Origin of the sequence: Exiguobacterium sp. s43, assembly GCF_018617255.1 — a bacterium.
In the GTDB taxonomy this organism is placed as follows: Bacteria; Bacillota; Bacilli; order Exiguobacteriales; family Exiguobacteriaceae; genus Exiguobacterium; species Exiguobacterium profundum.
The window spans coordinates 18,401-34,986 of sequence record NZ_JACSJT010000006.1; the positions used below are offsets into that span (position 1 = coordinate 18,401).

The following is a 16,586-nucleotide window of genomic DNA, read 5'->3' on the forward strand; positions in this document are numbered from 1 at the left end:
GATTCGGGAACGGCCCTTTCGAACCGCCCGAGAATCATGTAGTAATTATTTCTTACGGCGACGAAGGATGTACATGTCGCTCGATTTGTTTTTCTTACGAGTCTTAAGACCAAGAGCTGGTTTACCCCAAGGAGTAAGTGGGCCCGAACGACCGATTGGCGCACGACCTTCACCACCACCGTGTGGGTGATCAACCGGGTTCATTACAGAACCACGTACTGTTGGGCGTTTGCCTAACCAACGTGAACGTCCTGCTTTACCGATGTTTACGAGTTCGTGTTCTTCGTTACCAACTGAACCGATTGTCGCGCGGCAAGTGCCGAGGAACAAGCGTGATTCACCTGATTGAAGACGAACGATGACGTACTTGCCGTCACGTCCTTGGATTTGTGCCGATGCACCAGCCGCACGAACTAGCTGACCGCCTTTACCAGGCTTAAGCTCGATGTTGTGGATTGTTGTACCGACAGGGATGTTTACGAGTGGAAGAGCGTTCCCCACTTTGATATCCGCTTCAGGACCAGACATGATTTCCATGCCTACTTTGATGCCCTTAGGAGCGAGGATGTAACGTTTCTCACCATCTACATAGTTGATGAGTGCGATGTTTGCTGAACGGTTTGGATCGTATTCGATCGTTGCTACGCGTCCTGCAACGCCATCTTTGTTACGTTTGAAATCGATGATACGGTATTTACGCTTGTGACCGCCACCTTGGTGACGAACAGTCAAGCGACCTTGGTTGTTACGTCCGCCTTTTTTCGAAAGCTTTTCAGTTAACGATTTTTCAGGGCGATTCGTTGTGATCTCTGCAAAGTCGAGAGATGTCATGTTACGACGACCGTTAGTGGTCGGCTTAAACTTTTTGATTGCCATCGAGGATTCCCTCCTTTTCTTCTAAGGTAGTTAATTAACCGAGGAAGTCGATTGTGTTGCCTTCAGCAAGGGTTACGATCGCTTTTTTACGACGAGCTGTGTAACCAGAGTGACGACCGACACGTTTCGCTTTCGGTTTGTAGTTCATTGTGTTTACCGAAGCAACTTTCACGTTGAAGATTGTTTCGATAGCGTGTTTCACTTGCGATTTAGTCGCTTTTACGTCGATTTCGAAAACGTATTTGTTAGCTTCCATGAGGCTAACTGAACGCTCAGTGATGATCGGACGTTTGATGATATCGTATGCTTGAGCCATTATGCAAGCACCTCCTCTACCTTCGCAACCGCATCTTTAGTGAAGATGACTTTGTCGTTAGCAACGAGGTCAAGAACGTTTACGCCTGCTGCGTCGATCACAGTCACTCCTGGGATGTTACGAGCTGCGAGAGCGATAGTCTCATTGTAGTCCGCTGTGACTACAAGAGCCTTACGTTCTACTGATAAGCTGTTGAGTACAGCAGCCATATCTTTTGTTTTTGGTGCATCGAAAGCAAGGCCTTCGAGGACGATGATTTCGTTGTTTTGTACTTTCGACGAAAGAGCCGAGAGAAGTGCTAAACGACGAACCTTCTTAGGAAGTTTGTAAGAGTATGAACGTGGTGTTGGACCGAAGACTGTACCACCACCAACCCATTGTGGTGAGCGGATAGAACCTTGGCGCGCACGACCAGTTCCCTTTTGTTTCCATGGTTTACGGCCGCCACCGCGTACTTCCGAGCGACCTTTCGTATCGTGAGTACCTTGACGGCGTGATGCTTGTTGCATGACGATTGCGTCGTAAAGTACTGATTCGTTTGGCTCGATTCCGAAGATGGCTTCTGCCAATTCGATTTCGCCAACTTGTGAACCTGTTTGGTTAAGCAAAGCTACTTTAGGCATTCGTAATTCCTCCTTTCCGTGCAGTTAATTAGTTACCTTTGACCGCTGATTTGATGATGACGTTCGATTTACGAGCGCCTGGGATAGCACCTTTCACGAGGAGAAGGCCACGTTCCACATCAACTTTAACGACTTCAAGGTTTTGAATTGTTTTACGCTCTCCACCCATTTGACCAGGAAGAAGTTTCCCTTTAAATACGCGGTTAGGAGCGACAGGACCCATCGAACCAGGACGACGGTGGTAGCGCGAACCGTGAGCCATTGGTCCACGTGATTGTCCGTGACGCTTGATCGCACCTTGGAATCCTTTACCTTTCGATGTACCTGTTACGTCTACTAATTCACCTGCAGCGAAAATGTCTGCCTTAATCTCTTGACCGATTTCGTATCCTTCTACTGAAGTACGAACTTCTTTGATGAAGCGCTTAGGTGTCGCGTTTGCTTTCGCAGCGTGACCTTTTGATGGTTTGTTTTGACGTGATTCTTTGATGTCTCCGAAACCAAGTTGAACTGCTTCGTAACCGTCTGTGTCAACTGTTTTAAGTTGAAGAACGACGTTACCTTCTACAGCAACTACTGTTACTGGTACAACTTCGCCTGCTTCGTTGAAGATTTGAGTCATACCAAGTTTTGTTCCTAAGATTCCTTTAGCCATGAGATACACCTCCTGTTAATAATTAATTGTCTCTTCTGGCTAGTATCTACTATATGAAGAATTAAAGTTTAATTTCGATGTCTACACCTGATGGTAACTCGAGACGCATAAGCGAATCGACTGTTTTCGGTGTTGGGTTTACGATGTCGATCAAGCGTTTGTGTGTACGCATTTCGAACTGCTCACGAGCATCTTTGTACTTGTGAACCGCACGAAGAATCGTGTAAACCGATTTTTCAGTTGGGAGCGGGATTGGACCCGACACCTTTGCACCTGAACGCTTCGCAGTGTCAACGATCTTCTCAGCTGATTGATCGAGAACGCGATGGTCATATGCTTTTAAACGAATACGAATTTTTTCATTTGCCATGTTTGTTTCCCTCCTTTGTCGCCTACTTTAAAAATAGACAATTCTCCGCGGAAATTTCCACACCGGCCATGGCAATGCTGCCTGGCGTGTCATAACCTCCCGCTTCAACGCAGCGTGCTTGTGTCAGCAGAGGCATCCGATCATTGCAAATCAACGATTGGACCCGTTTTCTGCTGTAAAGTCTCTCACCACTCGCACAAACACTTAATCATTATATCTAATCTGGTCATGGAATGCAAGATTAGATTTTTGAAGTTGCTGGTTGTCTGATGAGTTGCTCAACGTTCCCTAATGTAACAAGATTCGCGAGCTTTTGCAAGCAAAAATTCATTCTTTTATTGAACTATTTTTCAAACGAACTCCCATGTCAACTCGACCTAGCGTTTCATCACCTCTCCAAAACGCTCTGTCACCCCTTCTATGACCGATTGTGGCGCTCGTTTTAAACAGTCTTGAACAATTCCTTCATTAACACTGTGCGTCTTGAAATAGCGGAGCAATGACGCTAATTTATCCTCTCGTCCGATGACCGTGTAAAGGACGACCCACTCTTCTAGGTGCATCCATTGTCCATCTGGTTCAATGAAAGGATGCGTATAGATTCCGTCGGTACACTTCATTCGGAAACTAGACATGACGTCCACATCTGTTCCCTCGAATATATACTCTCCAAAGTAGGTCGTTACGTATGCGTCGTGAGAATCTGATGGTTTCTTCTCCCCAGCACGACTAAGTACGCGATCGATTTTTTCAAACTGGTCCGGTTCAACAAAAACATCGATGTCATTCGTTACCTCGACGATGCCATGATGCTTTAACAGCTCAGAACCGCCAATGCGATACTCAATCCCATTCAAGCGACAAATAGTCTCTAGTTGCTTCAGCATGACGCCACTCCTTTCTCGTATGCCTCATCTTACCATGTTGTGATGGAAACACAAAAAAGCAGCCCGCATATTGCGGACTGCTTAATGTTGTTCAGTTGAATCAATCGATTACTCGATGATTTCTGTTACTGAACCAGCACCTACAGTACGGCCACCCTCACGGATAGAGAAACGTGTACCGTCTTCGATCGCGATTGTAGAAATCAATTCGATCGTCAACTCGATGTTGTCTCCTGGCATTACCATTTCAGTACCTTCTGGAAGGTGAACGATACCTGTTACGTCAGTTGTACGGAAGTAGAACTGCGGACGGTAGTTCGCGAAGAATGGCGTGTGACGGCCACCCTCTTCTTTAGAAAGAACGTAGATTGATGCTTTGAATTTAGAGTGTGGTGTGATTGAACCTGGCTTAGCAAGTACTTGTCCACGCTCGATGTCGTCACGTGATACACCACGGAGAAGTGCACCGATGTTGTCGCCAGCTTCAGCATAGTCAAGAAGCTTACGGAACATCTCTACACCAGTACATACAGTTTTCTTCGTTTCTTCTGTAAGACCAACGATTTCGATCTCGTCGTTGACGCGGAGAACACCACGCTCAACACGACCAGTCGCTACAGTACCACGACCAGTGATTGAGAATACGTCCTCAACAGGCATCATGAAGTCTTTTTCAGTGTCACGAACTGGTTCTGGGATGTACTCATCAACAGCGTTCATGAGTTCCATAACTTTTTCTTCCCACTGAGCTTCACCGTTAAGTGCGCCAAGTGCAGAACCTTTGATTACAGGGAGGTCGTCGCCTGGGAAGTCGTATTCAGAAAGAAGTTCACGGATTTCCATTTCAACGAGTTCGAGAAGCTCTTCGTCGTCTACCATGTCAACTTTGTTCATGAATACTACGATGTAAGGAACACCTACTTGACGTGAAAGAAGGATGTGCTCACGTGTTTGTGGCATTGGGCCATCTGTTGCAGATACAACGAGGATCGCGCCGTCCATTTGAGCAGCACCAGTGATCATGTTTTTAACATAGTCAGCGTGTCCTGGGCAGTCAACGTGTGCGTAGTGACGCTTGTCAGTTTCGTACTCGATGTGAGCTGTTGCGATTGTGATACCGCGCTCGCGCTCTTCTGGAGCACCATCGATTTGGTCGAACTTAGTAGCTGTTTTACCTTGTGCACGTGAAAGTACAGCAGAGATTGCTGCAGTCAAAGTTGTTTTACCGTGGTCAACGTGGCCAATTGTACCAACGTTAACGTGCGGCTTAGAACGGTCGAATTTTTCTTTACCCATTCTAGATTCCTCCTCTATTAAACGATTAGTTTTATTTAACTAGGAAGACGTAGGCTACTTTTAACATACGTCCTCCTTAGCTTACAACAATCAATCTAGCGATACAACCGTTATTAGCCGTTCGCTTTTTTGACGATTTCTTCAGCGATTGATTTCGGTACTTCTTCGTAGTGATCGAAGTGCATCGAGTACGTTCCGCGTCCTTGTGTACGTGAACGAAGTGATGTTGCGTAACCGAACATTTCTGAAAGTGGAATCATCGCTTTAACGACTTGTGCGTTACCGCGAGCTTCCATACCTTCTACGCGTCCACGGCGTGACGTAACGTCACCCATGATGTCACCCATGTATTCTTCTGGGATAACAACTTCAACACGCATCATTGGCTCAAGGATAACAGCTTTCGCTTGGTCCTTAAGTTGTTTAACCGCCATCGAAGCAGCAACTTTAAACGCCATCTCGTTCGAGTCGACATCGTGGTACGAACCGAATACGAGACGAGCTTTAACGTCTACTACTGGGTAACCAGCGAGGATACCGTTTTCGAGAGCTTCTTCAATCCCGTTTTGAACAGCAGGGACGTATTCACGTGGTACAACACCACCGACGATCTTGTTCTCGAACTCGAATCCAGCGCCTTCTTCGTTCGGCTCGAATTCTACGACAACGTGACCGTACTGACCGCGTCCACCAGACTGACGAACGAATTTCGAATCGATCTTCGCAGCGCCACGGATTGTTTCACGGTAAGCAACTTGTGGTGCACCAACGTTAGCTTCTACTTTGAATTCGCGACGCATACGGTCAACGAGGATGTCAAGGTGAAGCTCACCCATACCAGAGATGATCGTTTGACCAGTCTCAGGGTTTGTTTCAGTGCGGAATGTTGGATCTTCTTCTGCGAGTTTCGCAAGAGCTTGACCCATCTTATCTTGGTCTGCTTTCGATTTAGGCTCGATTGCAACCGAGATAACTGGTTCTGGGAACGTCATTGACTCGAGAACGATGTTATCTTTCTCAGAGCAAAGCGTGTCACCAGTAGTCGTGTCTTTGAAACCAACAGCAGCGGCGATGTCACCAGCGAATACCATTGGAATCTCTTCACGGCTGTTTGCGTGCATTTGAAGGATACGACCGAGACGCTCACGCTTCCCTTTAGTCGAGTTCTTCACGTATGATCCTGCTTCAGCTGTACCAGAGTACACGCGGAAGAACGTCAATTTACCGACGTAAGGGTCAGTCATAACTTTGAACGCAAGTGCTGAGAATGGAGCTTCATCAGAAGGCTCACGCGTGATTTCTTCTTCTGTATCGAGGTTGATCCCTTTGATTGACTCTACATCAACTGGTGATGGGAGGTAATCAACAACGGCGTTAAGCATGAGCTGAACACCTTTGTTTTTGAAGGCAGAACCAACGAGTACAGGGTAGAATTCAACGCTAAGTGTCGCTTGACGGATTGCAGCTTTCAATTCATCGATTGAAATCTCTTCACCTTCAAGGTACTTCATCATCAACTCTTCGTTGAAGTCAGCAACACCTTCGATCAATTGACCGCGAAGTTCTTCAGCTTGGTCAGCCATGTCAGCTGGGAAGCCGTCTATTACTTCGATGTCAGTACCGAGGTCGTTGTTGTACATGTAAGTCTTCATTTCAACGAGATCGATGATCCCTTTGAAATCGTCCTCTGCTCCGATTGGGAGTTGGATCGCGTAAGCGTTCGCTTGAAGACGATCGTGGAGCGTCTTCACAGAGTACAAGAAGTCTGCGCCGATTTTATCCATCTTGTTGACGAATACGACACGTGGTACACCATATGTCGTCGCTTGACGCCATACAGTTTCTGTTTGTGGTTCTACACCTGACTGAGCGTCAAGTACAGCAACCGCACCATCAAGTACACGGAGTGAACGTTCAACTTCTACAGTGAAGTCTACGTGTCCAGGTGTATCGATGATGTTTACACGGTGGCCATTCCACTGTGCAGTTGTCGCAGCCGAAGTGATCGTGATTCCACGCTCTTGCTCCTGCTCCATCCAGTCCATTTGTGAAGCACCTTCGTGCGTTTCACCAATTTTATGGATACGACCTGTGTAATAAAGAATACGTTCAGTTGTTGTCGTTTTACCGGCATCGATGTGAGCCATGATCCCGATGTTACGAGTATTCTTTAGGGAGAATTCTCTTGCCATACTGGGTATTCTCCTTCCGCATGTTTGATTTTCGTGTGCGCGCACACGATATGATTATACCCGAAAGCCACTCCGTTAAGCCATGCTTGGCGGAGTGGACTTTACGATTAAATTACCAACGATAGTGAGCAAACGCTTTGTTAGCTTCTGCCATCTTATGCATGTCTTCGCGTTTCTTAACAGATGCACCAGTGTTGTTGGCTGCATCCATGATTTCGTTCGCGATACGTTGCTCCATCGTTTTTTCGTTGCGGAGACGAGCGTAGTTCACGAGGTAACGAAGACCAAGTGTTGTACGGCGCTCTGGACGAACTTCTACAGGAACTTGGTAGTTAGCTCCACCTACACGGCGTGCTTTAACTTCAAGTACAGGCATGATGTTGTTCATTGCTTCTTCGAACACTTCCATAGGCTCTTTGCCTGAGCGTTCAGCGATGATGCCAAATGCGTTGTAAATGATAGTTTGAGCTGTACCTTTTTTACCGTCTAACATGACACGGTTAATGAGGCGAGTTACCAATTTCGAGTTGTAGATCGGATCTGCGATAACGTCACGACGTTCTGCACGGTTTTTACGCATCCGAGTACCCTCCTTTCAAAATTTCAATTGTAGTTTAGTTTGCGAGAATTACTTCTTCGCAGCTTTCGGACGTTTCGTACCGTATTTAGAACGGCCTTGCATACGTCCATCAACACCTGCAGTGTCAAGCGCACCACGAACGATGTGGTAACGTACCCCTGGTAAGTCTTTTACACGTCCTCCACGGATAAGAACAACGCTGTGCTCTTGAAGGTTGTGGCCAATACCTGGGATGTACGCAGTCACTTCGATTTGGTTAGTCAAACGAACACGAGCATACTTACGAAGCGCCGAGTTCGGTTTCTTCGGAGTCATTGTACCAACACGTGTACAAACACCACGTTTTTGTGGTGAGCTCACGTTTGTTTGTGACTTGATGAAACTGTTGTAACCTTTGTTAAGTGCTGGAGAGTCAGATTTCACGACTTTCGATTTACGTCCTTTACGGACTAACTGGTTAATAGTAGGCATCTTTGAAGATCCTCCCTTCCTGAATGTTGCTATTTTCTAGTCCCACCGACCCGGGTGGTTCATTTAAGGTCATAACGAAACGTTTTTACGAGGCGTAGGCATTCCATGACCTCGCAAAAACGTGAGTTATACCTTGAAAGTGGCAATTGTAGCAGCCAAACCTTCCCGTAGAAAGTTCGGATGGACGTCCAAGTAGCTTGCCGACTGCTGGACATCGTTGTCATCGACAACAACCGATTGGCGGCACTAAATCATAGTAGCACCGCCAACCTGCGCTGTCAAGACGTATTTTACTCGACTGTTGTATCTTCGAGCGCAACTGGCGCCTCATCTTCTTTGAGTTCCACATCACGGTAGACGGCCATTCCAGTACCAGCTGGAACGAGTTTACCGATGATGACGTTCTCTTTGAGTCCGAGGAGATAGTCACGTTTCCCTTTGATTGCTGCATCTGTCAAGACGCGAGTCGTTTCTTGGAACGAAGCCGCTGAGAGGAACGAATCTGTCTCAAGTGAAGCTTTCGTGATTCCGAGAAGGACTGGTTTCGCAGTCGCTGGGTGTTTTCCATCACGAATCGCATCTTTACACGCTTCTTTGAAGACGCTGATGTCGACGAGTGATCCAGGGAGAAGTGGTGTGTCACCTGATTCGATAACTTTGACACGACGAAGCATTTGGCGAACCATGACCTCAACGTGCTTATCACCGATTTCTACCCCTTGCATCCGGTAAACTTTTTGAACTTCTTGGAGAAGATAGTTCTGAACACCAGATACACCACGGACGGCGAGCAATTCTTTCGGATCGATCGAACCTTCCGTGAAGACTTCACCGGCTTCTACTGTGTCGCCGATTTGAACGCGGAGACGCGCTCCGAATGGAATCGTGTATGAGCGAGTCTCACTGAATCCTTCGACCGTGAGTTCACGCTTGTCACGCGATTCTGTGAAGTCGATGACCGTACCAGAGATTTCCGAGATGACCGCTTGACCTTTCGGGTTACGGGCTTCGAATACCTCTTGGATACGTGGAAGACCTTGTGTGATATCGTCTCCGGCAACCCCACCTGTGTGGAAGGTACGCATTGTAAGCTGCGTTCCTGGCTCACCGATTGATTGTGCGGCAATGATACCGACGGCTTCCCCGACTTCAACATTTGATCCAGTTGCCAAGTTGCGTCCGTAACACTTCTTACATACGCCGTGTGACGTGTTACATGTGAAGGCTGTACGGATTTCAACTTTTTCAACACCCGCATCTACAATGATGCGCGCGATGTCTTCTGTGATCAATTCGTTCTTATCGATCAACACTTCGCCCGTTTCAGGGTGTGTGACCGTTTCAAACGATGTACGTCCGACGAGACGGTCGTACAAGCTTTCGATTTCTTCCGTACCTTCGCGGAGTGCAGAAACACGGATTCCGCGGTCTGTTCCACAATCCTCTTCACGGATGATGACATCTTGCGCTACGTCAACGAGACGACGCGTCAAGTAACCTGAATCGGCTGTCTTCAAGGCTGTATCGGCAAGACCTTTACGAGCCCCGTGAGTCGAGATGAAGTACTCTTGAACCGTCAGACCTTCACGGAATGACGATTTGATTGGAAGTTCGATGATGCGACCAGATGGAGCGGCCATCAAACCACGCATACCCGCAAGCTGCGTAAAGTTCGATGCGTTACCACGGGCACCTGAGTCAGACATCATGAAGATTGGGTTCAGGCGGTTGAGGGATTTCATCAATCGAGATTGAATTTCATCCTTCGCTTCGTTCCAAGCACGGACAACGCGCTCGTAACGCTCATCTTCAGTGATGAGACCACGACGGAACGACTTCATGATTTGGTCGACTTGTTTTTGTGCTTCATCAAGGATTTCCTGTTTATCCGGAAGTACGATGATATCGGCAATCCCAACCGTCACACCCGCTTTTGTCGAGTGCTTGAAGCCAAGATCTTTCATCCGGTCAAGCATGCGGCTTGTTTCCGTCGTTTCAAACTTCTGGAACACTTCCGCGATGACTTTTCCAAGGAACCCTTTTTTGAACGGGTCGATGATTGGACGTGATGCGATTTCTTCCGCAACGTTCGCCCCTTTGTCGATGAAGTACTTATCAGGCGTTGCTTCCTGTAAGTTTTCCATCGTCGGCTCGTTCAAGTATGGGAACGTATTTGGCAAGATTTCGTTGAAGATCATCTTACCAACTGTCGTAATGAGCAATTTCTCGTTCTGTTCGTCTGTGAACGTCGGGTTGTTGAGCGTACGTGCCGGAAGTGCCACACGCGAGTGCAAGTGGACATAACCGTTTTGGTAAGCAATCAACGCTTCGTTGACGTTCGAGAACACTTTCCCTTGACCGACGGCATCTTCACGTTCGAGTGAGATGTAGTAGTTACCGAGGACCATATCCTGCGATGGTGTAACAACTGGTTTTCCGTCTTTCGGGTTCAAGATGTTCTGCGCAGCGAGCATGAGAAGACGTGCTTCCGCTTGTGCTTCTGCAGAGAGCGGAACGTGGACGGCCATTTGGTCACCATCGAAGTCGGCGTTGTATGCCGTACATACGAGTGGGTGAAGGCGAATCGCACGACCTTCAACAAGAATCGGTTCGAATGCTTGAATACCAAGGCGGTGAAGTGTCGGGGCACGGTTCAAGAGGACCGGATGCTCACGAATGACTTCTTCAAGGACGCCCCAGATTTCAGGTTGCATCTTCTCGATTTTGCGTTTGGCGTTCTTGATGTTTGAAGCGATGCCGCGACCGACAAGCTCTTTCATCACGAACGGTTTGAAGAGTTCAAGCGCCATCTCTTTTGGAAGACCACACTGATACATCTTCAAGTTCGGACCTACGACGATAACCGAACGTCCTGAATAGTCGACCCGTTTACCGAGAAGGTTTTGACGGAAACGACCTTGTTTCCCTTTCAACATGTGTGAAAGTGATTTAAGCGGACGGTTACCAGGACCTGTTACCGGACGACCACGACGACCGTTGTCGATGAGGGCGTCAACCGCTTCTTGAAGCATACGCTTCTCGTTTTGCACGATGATGTTCGGCGCGCCGAGGTCGAGCAAACGTTTGAGACGGTTGTTCCGGTTGATGACTCGACGATACAAATCGTTCAAGTCAGATGTCGCAAAGCGTCCACCATCAAGCTGTACCATCGGGCGAAGCTCTGGTGGGATGACAGGAAGTACTTCAAGGATCATCCAGTCTGGATTGTTTCCTGAAGTGAAGAATGCATCGAGAACTTCCAAGCGCTTAATCGCACGTGTACGACGTTGACCTTGGACTGTTTTCAACTCTTCACGAAGCTCGCCTACTTCTTTTTCAAGATTAACGTCTTGAAGAAGTGTACGGATGGCTTCAGCACCCATGTCTGCTTTGAAGTCGCTACCGTATTTTTCACGATAGAGACGGAATTCTTTTTCCGAGAGAAGTTGTTTCTTCTCAAGCGGAGTATCACCTGGCTCTGTGACCACGTAAGATGCGAAGTAAATGACTTCTTCAAGCGCACGTGGTGACATGTCGAGAACAAGCCCCATGCGGCTTGGAATCCCTTTGAAGTACCAGATGTGCGAAACTGGTGCCGCGAGCTCGATATGGCCCATTCGCTCGCGACGCACTTTCGCTTTCGTCACTTCAACGCCACAGCGGTCACAAATGACTCCTTTATAACGGATACGTTTGTATTTCCCACAGTAACATTCCCAGTCTTTCGTAGGACCGAAGATTCGTTCACAGAATAATCCGTCCTTCTCTGGTTTAAGTGTACGATAGTTGATCGTTTCCGGCTTTTTGACTTCACCGTAAGACCACGAACGGATCTTCTCTGATGAAGCCAAGCCGATTTTCATATATTCAAATCGATTAACATCTACCAAGGGGCCGACCTCCCTTTTCGCCTTATTCCTCTTCCGTAACAGTCGGTTGAACGACTTGTTCTAACGCCGATGTTGCGTTCGGGATGTTGTCGTCATCTTCATCTTTCATTTCGACTTCTTCATCATCCGCTGACATCATCTTGACTTCCATACCGAGCGCTTGAAGCTCTTTAATCAAGACGCGGAATGATTCAGGAACGCCCGCTTTCGGAACGCTCTCACCTTTCACGATGGCCTCATATGCTTTCACACGACCGACCGTGTCATCCGACTTGATTGTCAAGATTTCTTGGAGCGTGTAGGCTGCACCGTACGCTTCAAGAGCCCAAACTTCCATCTCCCCGAAGCGCTGACCACCGAACTGTGCTTTACCACCGAGCGGTTGTTGCGTAACGAGTGAGTATGGTCCTGTCGAACGAGCGTGAAGTTTGTCATCAACCATGTGCGCGAGTTTGATCATGTACATGACACCGACCGAGACGCGGTTATCGAACGGTTCACCCGTACGACCGTCATAGAGACGCGTTTTCGCATCTTTATCCATACCAGCCTCTTCAATCGTTGCCCATACGTCTTCCTCACGCGCTCCATCGAATACAGGTGTTGCCACTTTGATACCGAGCTTCTTCGCTGCCATACCAAGGTGGAGTTCAAGTACCTGACCGATGTTCATACGAGATGGTACCCCAAGCGGGTTGAGCATGATGTCAACCGGTGTACCGTCTGGCATGTATGGCATATCTTCTTCAGGGAGGATTCGCGAGATAACACCTTTGTTACCGTGACGTCCCGCCATCTTATCCCCTTCGTGAATCTTACGTTTTTGAACGATATAGACACGTACCATTTGGTTGACGCCTGGAGACAACTCGTCACCGTTTTCACGGTCGAACACTTTGACATCCAAGATGATTCCGTCTCCACCGTTTGGTACACGAAGTGACGTATCACGTACTTCACGTGCCTTCTCACCGAAGATTGCGTGCAAGAGACGCTCTTCCGCCGTCAATTCTGTAACGCCCTTAGGTGTTACTTTACCGACGAGGATATCGCCATCCTTGACTTCAGCTCCGATGCGGATAATTCCACGATCGTCCAAGTTACGAAGTGCGTCATCTCCGACGTTTGGAATATCACGTGTGATTTCCTCTGGTCCGAGTTTCGTGTCGCGTGACTCTGACTCGTACTCTTCGATATGAATCGACGTGTACACGTCATCTTTCACGAGACGCTCACTCATGATGATCGCATCCTCATAGTTGTAACCATCCCATGTCATGAAGGCAACGACGACGTTACGGCCGAGCGCGAGCTCACCCATATCCATCGATGGACCGTCTGCAAGGATTTCTCCTTTTTCGACACGGTCACCAGCTGCGATGATTGGTTTTTGGTTATAGCATGTCCCTTGGTTCGAACGGACATATTTTTGAAGTTTGTAACGGTCAAGGTCACCTGAAACCTCAGAACCGTTCACGTCAGACGTGCGACGGATCAAGATTTCACGCGCTGTGACGCGTTCGACGACACCTGGGTATTTCGCAACAATAGCTGCCCCAGAGTCTTTCGCAGATACGTACTCCATGCCGGTACCGACAATCGGTGAATCCGGTTGAAGGAGTGGTACTGCTTGACGTTGCATGTTCGCTCCCATGAGGGCACGGTTCGAGTCATCGTTCTCGAGGAACGGGATACATGCCGTTGCAGCAGAAACAACCTGTTTCGGCGAAACGTCCATGTAGTCCACTCGGCTTGGCTCGACTGACAAGTTTTGTCCGCGGAAACGGCAAAGAACTTGTTCGTCTGCAAAGTGGCCATCTTCTGTGAGCGGCATGTTTGCCTGTGCGACGACATAGAGGTCTTCCTCATCAGCCGTCATATATTGAATGTCGCCAGTGACAAGACCTGTTTCTGGGTCAACACGACGGTATGGTGCTTCGATGAAACCGTACTCGTTCACTTTCGCATAAGACGAGAGTGAGTTGATGAGTCCGATGTTCGGCCCCTCTGGTGTTTCGATTGGACACATCCGACCGTAGTGCGAATAGTGAACGTCTCGAACTTCGAAACCAGCACGCTCACGTGTCAAACCACCCGGTCCAAGTGCAGAGAGACGACGCTTGTGCGTGAGCTCTGCGAGCGGGTTCGTTTGGTCCATGAACTGTGACAATTGCGAGCTACCGAAGAACTCTTTAAGTGATGCGATAACCGGGCGGATGTTGATGAGCGCCTGTGGTGTGATCGCATTTTGATCTTGAATCGACATACGTTCTTTTACGACACGTTCCATACGGGAAAGCCCGATCCGGAATTGGTTTTGGAGAAGTTCTCCGACTGAACGAAGACGACGGTTTCCTAAGTGGTCGATGTCATCTGTTGTTCCGACTTCGTGAAGTAAGTTGAAGAAGTAGTTGATTGAAGCGATAATATCGGCTGGCGTAATATGTTTTACGCTGCGATCGATATTGCCATTTCCGATGATGTTCAAGATACGCTCTCCATCTGGGTCATCCGGTGAGATGACTTTGATTGACTGAAGACCGAATGGCTCACCTTCAGCGACACCACCAGTTGGTTCCGCATCGATATAGCCAAGGCCGTTCTCCAAGTGCGGGAGGATACGATCTAAGTTGCGGCGGTCGAGGATTGTTCCAGCTTCGGCGAGTACTTCGCCTGTTTCCGGGTCCACGAGCGTTTCCGCTAATTTTTGACCGAACAAACGGTTCTTAAGATGAAGTTTTTTGTTCATCTTATAGCGACCGACGTTCGCTAAGTCGTAACGTTTCGGGTCGAAGAAACGTGATACGAGAAGAGATTTCGCATTTTCTACCGTTGGTGGTTCACCAGGGCGGAGACGCTCATAAATCTCGATCAACGCTTTCTCTGTAGACTCCGTATTATCTTTTTCAAGGGTGTTACGAAGGTATTCGTCATCCCCGAGAAGGTCGATAATTTCTTGGTCCGTACCGAATCCGAGGGCACGCAACAACACCGTTACCGGAATTTTACGGGTACGGTCGATACGAACATAAACGATATCTTTGGCATCTGTCTCGAGTTCGAGCCAAGCACCACGGTTCGGAATGACAGTTGCGCCAAATCCACGTTTACCGTTTTTATCGAGTTTAGCGTTATAGTACACGCTCGGTGAACGGACAAGCTGGGAAACGATGACGCGTTCTGCACCATTGATGATAAACGTTCCCGATTCTGTCATGAGCGGGAAATCCCCCATGAACACTTCTTGTTCTTTGAGCTCACCTGTCTCTTTGTTTTGGAGACGCACTTTTACGCGAAGTGGCGCAGAATAAGTAACGTCGCGCTCCTTCGATTCATCGATAGAATACTTCGGCTCACTGAGCGAGTAATCGATGAACTCCAATACGAGGTTTCCTGTGAAGTCGGAAATCGGTGAAATGTCTGTGAACATTTCCTTCAATCCTTCACGCAAGAACCACTCATAAGAAGCAGTTTGAATTTCAATCAAATTCGGAAGCTCTAATACCTCACTGATACGGGCAAAGCTTCTTCTCTGACGGTGACGACCGTACTGAACAAGTTGACCAGTCAACTGATTCACCTCTCAGACCCCCAATTCTTTAGCGAATTTTTCGGGCGTAATAATCGAACATTGTCATTGAATGTCGCTCGTTTTCCGTCTCTAAAAAGCGGCAGACACGGCAGTTTCAAGCGAATTCCATTCCAATGGCATTTTATAATGTTAGCATATACGTTATAGCGAGTCAACAAGACTTCACCGTTTGTCAAGACCGAATTGCTCGGAAAATAAAGTAACCTTTTTCTTTCGCGATCGTTTCAACTTGACCAAACACCTCTTCTAATAACTTTTTAGCAGAAGGTGCTCCTTGTTTCTTTTGAATGACGACATAGATTGCTCCTCCATCGACGAGGTGCGTATGTGCTTCACGCAAGATCGTATGGACGACTTGTTTCCCCGCACGAATCGGCGGATTGGTGACAATGGCGGCAAACCGTTCTCCCCCCACCGCGTCATACGCGTGAGAAAGCCGTGTTTCGACCGTCACTCCATTACGGGCGGCGTTTTGCTCAGAGAGCGCCAGCGCACGCTCATTCACATCAATGAGCAAGGCCTCACGCCCAGAGGCATCGGCAAGCGAGATCCCCATCGGACCATAGCCGCAGCCTACATCTAAAATACGTCCCGACACATCAGGCATCTCAAACGTTTCAATTAAAAGACGTGACCCAAAATCGACCGACCCTTTCGAGAACACACCGCGGTCCGAAGTGAAATGATACTGTTTCCCTCGCAACTCGTACGTCCATGTCTCCGGGGCACTTTCCGAACGTGGATCGTTCGTATAGTAATGATCTCCCATGCGTTGAACCTCCTAACCCATTCTTCAAGGAAATAAAAGAAGCTCGCCATGGCGAGCTTCTATAGGTTG

The 16,586-nt window shown here is 48.0% G+C and carries 13 protein-coding genes; all 13 read right to left on the minus strand.

The genetic code is table 11. From position 1 onward, the window contains the following. Positions 1 to 45: 45 nt before the first annotated feature. On the minus strand, positions 46 to 876 hold the full coding sequence (gene rplB, locus KNO79_RS14805) for a 50S ribosomal protein L2 (protein WP_012727674.1): 831 nt from the start codon (positions 874 to 876) through the stop codon (positions 46 to 48). A gap of 34 nt (positions 877 to 910) precedes the next feature. Then, positions 911 to 1,192 carry a 50S ribosomal protein L23 gene (gene rplW / locus KNO79_RS14810; protein WP_012727675.1) on the minus strand — a complete coding sequence of 94 codons (282 nt, stop codon included), beginning with the start codon at positions 1,190 to 1,192 and terminating at the stop codon, positions 911 to 913. Next, positions 1,192 to 1,815, minus strand: a complete 624-nt coding sequence (rplD, locus tag KNO79_RS14815; RefSeq protein ID WP_012727676.1) for a 50S ribosomal protein L4 — start codon at positions 1,813 to 1,815, stop codon at positions 1,192 to 1,194. Before rplD ends, rplW begins: the two co-directional genes overlap by 1 nt. A gap of 28 nt (positions 1,816 to 1,843) precedes the next feature. After that, positions 1,844 to 2,470 carry a 50S ribosomal protein L3 gene (gene rplC, locus KNO79_RS14820; RefSeq protein ID WP_012727677.1) on the minus strand — a complete coding sequence of 209 codons (627 nt, stop codon included), beginning with the start codon at positions 2,468 to 2,470 and terminating at the stop codon, positions 1,844 to 1,846. A 61-nt stretch (positions 2,471 to 2,531) separates the two neighbouring features. After that, entirely contained in the window at positions 2,532 to 2,840 is a 309-nt protein-coding gene (gene rpsJ, locus KNO79_RS14825) for a 30S ribosomal protein S10 (RefSeq protein ID WP_074032438.1), read from the minus strand. Between the two features lie 377 nt (positions 2,841 to 3,217). Continuing rightward, a complete protein-coding gene (locus KNO79_RS14830; RefSeq protein WP_214691672.1) occupies positions 3,218 to 3,727 on the minus strand; it encodes a nucleotidyltransferase family protein in 510 nt (169 codons plus the stop codon). Between the two features lie 108 nt (positions 3,728 to 3,835). Continuing rightward, complete coding sequence (gene tuf, locus KNO79_RS14835) at positions 3,836 to 5,023, minus strand: elongation factor Tu (RefSeq protein WP_078147868.1); 1,188 nt, start codon at positions 5,021 to 5,023, stop codon at positions 3,836 to 3,838. Positions 5,024 to 5,136: 113 nt separating this feature from the next. Then, on the minus strand, positions 5,137 to 7,215 hold the full coding sequence (fusA, locus tag KNO79_RS14840) for an elongation factor G (protein WP_159563152.1): 2,079 nt from the start codon (positions 7,213 to 7,215) through the stop codon (positions 5,137 to 5,139). Positions 7,216 to 7,327: 112 nt separating this feature from the next. Further along, positions 7,328 to 7,795 (minus strand): 30S ribosomal protein S7, encoded by a 468-nt coding sequence (rpsG, locus tag KNO79_RS14845; RefSeq protein WP_012727682.1) that lies wholly within the window; start codon positions 7,793 to 7,795, stop codon positions 7,328 to 7,330. 48 nt (positions 7,796 to 7,843) lie between these two features. Next, positions 7,844 to 8,266: a 30S ribosomal protein S12 gene (gene rpsL / locus KNO79_RS14850; protein ID WP_012727683.1), complete on the minus strand. Its 423-nt coding sequence runs from the start codon at positions 8,264 to 8,266 to the stop codon at positions 7,844 to 7,846. Positions 8,267 to 8,556: 290 nt separating this feature from the next. After that, positions 8,557 to 12,156: a DNA-directed RNA polymerase subunit beta' gene (gene rpoC, locus KNO79_RS14855; RefSeq protein ID WP_012727684.1), complete on the minus strand. Its 3,600-nt coding sequence runs from the start codon at positions 12,154 to 12,156 to the stop codon at positions 8,557 to 8,559. A 22-nt stretch (positions 12,157 to 12,178) separates the two neighbouring features. Next, positions 12,179 to 15,727, minus strand: coding sequence for a DNA-directed RNA polymerase subunit beta (gene rpoB / locus KNO79_RS14860; RefSeq protein ID WP_074037866.1), 3,549 nt, complete (start codon positions 15,725 to 15,727; stop codon positions 12,179 to 12,181). A 193-nt stretch (positions 15,728 to 15,920) separates the two neighbouring features. Then, positions 15,921 to 16,517, minus strand: a complete 597-nt coding sequence (locus tag KNO79_RS14865; RefSeq protein WP_012727686.1) for a class I SAM-dependent methyltransferase — start codon at positions 16,515 to 16,517, stop codon at positions 15,921 to 15,923. Between the last annotated feature and the right edge of the window lie 69 nt (positions 16,518 to 16,586).

What these genes read in the sequence shown, in the direction of transcription:
- rplB (WP_012727674.1), bottom strand. Translation starts at nt 876, where the DNA reads ATGGCAATCAAAAAGTTTAAGCCGACCACTAACGGTCGTCGTAACATG.
- rplW (WP_012727675.1), bottom strand. Translation starts at nt 1,192, where the DNA reads ATGGCTCAAGCATACGATATCATCAAACGTCCGATCATCACTGAGCGT.
- rplD (WP_012727676.1), bottom strand. Translation starts at nt 1,815, where the DNA reads ATGCCTAAAGTAGCTTTGCTTAACCAAACAGGTTCACAAGTTGGCGAA.
- rplC (WP_012727677.1), bottom strand. Translation starts at nt 2,470, where the DNA reads ATGGCTAAAGGAATCTTAGGAACAAAACTTGGTATGACTCAAATCTTC.
- rpsJ (WP_074032438.1), bottom strand. Translation starts at nt 2,840, where the DNA reads ATGGCAAATGAAAAAATTCGTATTCGTTTAAAAGCATATGACCATCGC.
- KNO79_RS14830 (WP_214691672.1), bottom strand. Translation starts at nt 3,727, where the DNA reads ATGCTGAAGCAACTAGAGACTATTTGTCGCTTGAATGGGATTGAGTAT.
- tuf (WP_078147868.1), bottom strand. Translation starts at nt 5,023, where the DNA reads ATGGGTAAAGAAAAATTCGACCGTTCTAAGCCGCACGTTAACGTTGGT.
- fusA (WP_159563152.1), bottom strand. Translation starts at nt 7,215, where the DNA reads ATGGCAAGAGAATTCTCCCTAAAGAATACTCGTAACATCGGGATCATG.
- rpsG (WP_012727682.1), bottom strand. Translation starts at nt 7,795, where the DNA reads ATGCGTAAAAACCGTGCAGAACGTCGTGACGTTATCGCAGATCCGATC.
- rpsL (WP_012727683.1), bottom strand. Translation starts at nt 8,266, where the DNA reads ATGCCTACTATTAACCAGTTAGTCCGTAAAGGACGTAAATCGAAAGTC.
- KNO79_RS14865 (WP_012727686.1), bottom strand. Translation starts at nt 16,517, where the DNA reads ATGGGAGATCATTACTATACGAACGATCCACGTTCGGAAAGTGCCCCG.